Source organism: uncultured Nostoc sp., from assembly GCF_964245445.1.
In the GTDB taxonomy this organism is placed as follows: domain Bacteria; phylum Cyanobacteriota; class Cyanobacteriia; order Cyanobacteriales; family Nostocaceae; genus Nostoc.
The window spans coordinates 1-2,914 of sequence record NZ_CAXTNE010000481.1 but is presented as its reverse complement, the minus strand read 5'-3'; the positions used below and the strand labels follow the sequence as shown (position 1 = coordinate 2,914).

Here is a 2,914-nt window from a genome sequence, read left to right as displayed (position 1 = left end):
TAGTTGATAAGCCTCTTGTAAAAAAACCTTACCAGCTTCTGTTAGTTGTACTTGTCGTTTAGTTTTGCGTTCAAAAAGTTTTACTCCTAGTTCTGCTTCTAGTTGCTGAATTTGTTGGCTCAAAGGCGGTTGAGCTATATGCAGCCTTTCTGCGGCTTTAGTGAAATGTAGTTCCTCAGCTACAGCAATAAAGTAGCGCAGGTGTCGTAGTTCCATATTTTTGATAGTTTATAAGTCTCAATTTTAAATAAATATATATTGGACATCTTAAAAAAGTCTACATATCATACTCTTACAAAGATTTGTGCCAGGCCGAAGCAATGGATGAAAAAACAATTTCGTCAGAGAATTTTAGAAGTAAAGTTGTCACACAAGGAGTGCAGCGATCGCCAAATCGGGCTATGCTGCGTACAGTAGGTTTTCAGGATGCAGACTTTAATAAAGCAATTGTGGGTGTGGCTAATGCCTACAGCACCATCACTCCCTGTAACATGGGGATTAATCAATTAGCACTCATAGCTGAAGCTGGAATTAAACTAGCTGGGGCAATGCCGCAAATGTTCGGCACAATTACTATTAGCGATGGGATTTCTATGGGAACTGAGGGAATGAAATATTCCCTAGTGTCACGAGAAGTGATTGCTGACTCCATCGAAACCGTCTGTAATGGTCAAAATATGGATGGTGTCATTGCCATCGGTGGCTGTGATAAAAATATGCCAGGAGCGATGATTGCAATCGCACGGATGAATATCCCGGCTATCTTTGTTTACGGTGGGACAATTAAACCCGGACGCTACAACGGCCAAGACTTGACTATTGTGAGTTCCTTTGAGTCCGTGGGTGAATACAGTGCTGGTAAAATTGACGACACCGAACTGATGGAAGTAGAACGCCGTGCTTGTCCTGGTGCGGGTTCTTGTGGCGGGATGTACACAGCTAATACTATGTCCTCAGCCTTTGAAGCAATAGGCATGAGTTTACCCTATTCTTCTACAATGGCGGCAGAAGATGAGGAAAAAGCTGATAGCACCGAAGAATCAGCATTAGTTTTAGTAGAAGCGATTCGCAATCAACTATTACCTCGACAAATTATCACCCGTAAATCTATAGAAAATGCTATTTCTGTAATTATGGCTGTGGGTGGTTCAACTAACGCCGTATTACATTTTCTGGCGATCGCTCGTGCGGCTGATGTAGAACTTAATCTAGATGATTTTGAAACTATCCGTGGTCGTGTCCCTGTTTTATGTGATTTAAAACCCAGTGGTAAATATGTCGCCACAGACTTACATCAAGCTGGTGGTATTCCCCAAGTGATGAAAATGCTATTGATGCATGGATTACTTCACGGTGGCTGTATTACCATCACAGGTAAAACCATCGCCGAAATTTTAGCAGATGTCCCCAATGAACCACCCACTAATCAAGATGTGATTCGTCCTTGGAATAACCCGATGTATGCCCAAGGTCATTTAGCGATCTTGAAAGGGAATCTGGCTACAGAGGGAGCAGTCGCAAAAATTGCCGGGGTGAAAAATCCCAGTCTTACTGGTACTGCACGGGTATTTGATTCTGAGGAAGAATGCTTAGATGCCATCCTTGCAGGCAAGATTAAAGCTGGTGATGTAATTATCATCCGCTACGAAGGGCCCAAAGGCGGCCCTGGTATGCGGGAAATGCTAGCACCCACCTCAGCAATTATTGGTGCGGGTTTAGGTGATGCAGTCGGATTAATTACTGATGGACGCTTTTCAGGCGGTACTTACGGGATGGTAGTCGGACACGTTGCTCCCGAAGCCGCTGTTGGTGGTGCGATCGCTCTGGTCGAAGAAGGTGATAGCATCACTATTGATGCACCTGCTCGGTTGTTACAAATAAACATGGATGATGCAGAATTAGCCAGTCGCCGCGCTAAATGGCAACCCCGTCCACCCCGTTATACAAAAGGCATCTTAGCAAAATATGCTCTTTTAGTTTCCTCTAGCAGTGTTGGTGCTGTCACAGACTTGGATTTATTTAATGAGTAGGGAGTAGGGGGACAGACGCGAGATATGGCGTCTCTCCATAAGAGTAGGCTACAGAATAGGGCAAGTTAGAAGAGTAACAACCCACCATCTTGATAGCCAAGCCGCTTTAAACCGATGCGTAGTGGCTTTTGTCAGGCTTACTACTTTCTCCTCAAAAAAGCCCAGTCATCTCTAACTGGACTTTTAGCTATCTCAATCAATTATTGGAGGATTAGTAGTTTCACACTAGGCAGCAGGAAGTTCAAGATTAACCTTGACAACTTTGTTCTTTTCAAGCTCAGTTTTTGGCAGTGTCAGATTCAAGATGCCGTCTTTATAATCTGCGGTGACATTGGTATTTTGAATTCGAGCAGATAGAGGAATTACACGTTGGAATTTACCGTAGTAGAATTCGCTCTTAGTTGTGCCATTGTTTTCAGTTTTAGTTTCAGACTTACGTTGGACGCTAATGTGAACAGCATCTTCAGTAACTTGAATATCTAGGTCTTTAGTGTCTAGTCCTGGTAGTTCTAGCAATAGAAGAATCGCATCATCAGTTTCTTGCAACTCAGCAGCCGGAACTTTGATAAAGCCTTTTTCCAACCGTGCAGATAGGACTCTGGTATCTCCAAGTAAGCCTATTGATGCTTTAGTTTACTAATAAAAGGTTAACTAAACTTTGAGTAATAGGAAATTTTGTTTGTTGCTCAAAGTATAAAAACATTGGACTGGGATTTGCTTCTAAAAAGACATACTCACTCGTTGGTTTTAAACGCCAGTCTATCGCCGTCCACTCTAACATCAAGGCTTTACTAATGGCTAAACATTGTTGTTGAACTAAGTCAGGCAGTTCCACCGGAATTAACTGTGCTTTTTCATCTTCTCGAAAGTCTAAAGAATTACTG

General features: G+C 42.7%; 3 protein-coding genes and 1 pseudogene. 1 reads left to right on the top strand and 3 read right to left on the bottom strand.

From position 1 onward, the window contains the following. Positions 1 to 216 (bottom strand): LysR family transcriptional regulator (locus tag ACFE90_RS37545; RefSeq protein ID WP_375507300.1); only part of this gene is annotated, 216 nt, incomplete at its 3' end. A gap of 104 nt (positions 217 to 320) precedes the next feature. Here ACFE90_RS37545 and ilvD point away from each other — a divergent pair. Further along, positions 321 to 2,030 (top strand): dihydroxy-acid dehydratase, encoded by a 1,710-nt coding sequence (gene ilvD, locus ACFE90_RS37540; RefSeq protein WP_375507299.1) that lies wholly within the window; start codon positions 321 to 323, stop codon positions 2,028 to 2,030. A gap of 225 nt (positions 2,031 to 2,255) precedes the next feature. Here the strand turns inward: ilvD and ACFE90_RS37535 are convergent, their stop codons facing one another. Continuing rightward, a complete protein-coding gene (locus ACFE90_RS37535) occupies positions 2,256 to 2,651 on the bottom strand; it encodes an Hsp20/alpha crystallin family protein (protein WP_375507301.1) in 396 nt (131 codons plus the stop codon). Between the two features lie 7 nt (positions 2,652 to 2,658). Continuing rightward, positions 2,659 to 2,914: pseudogene (locus tag ACFE90_RS37530) on the bottom strand (hypothetical protein); the annotation flags it as partial.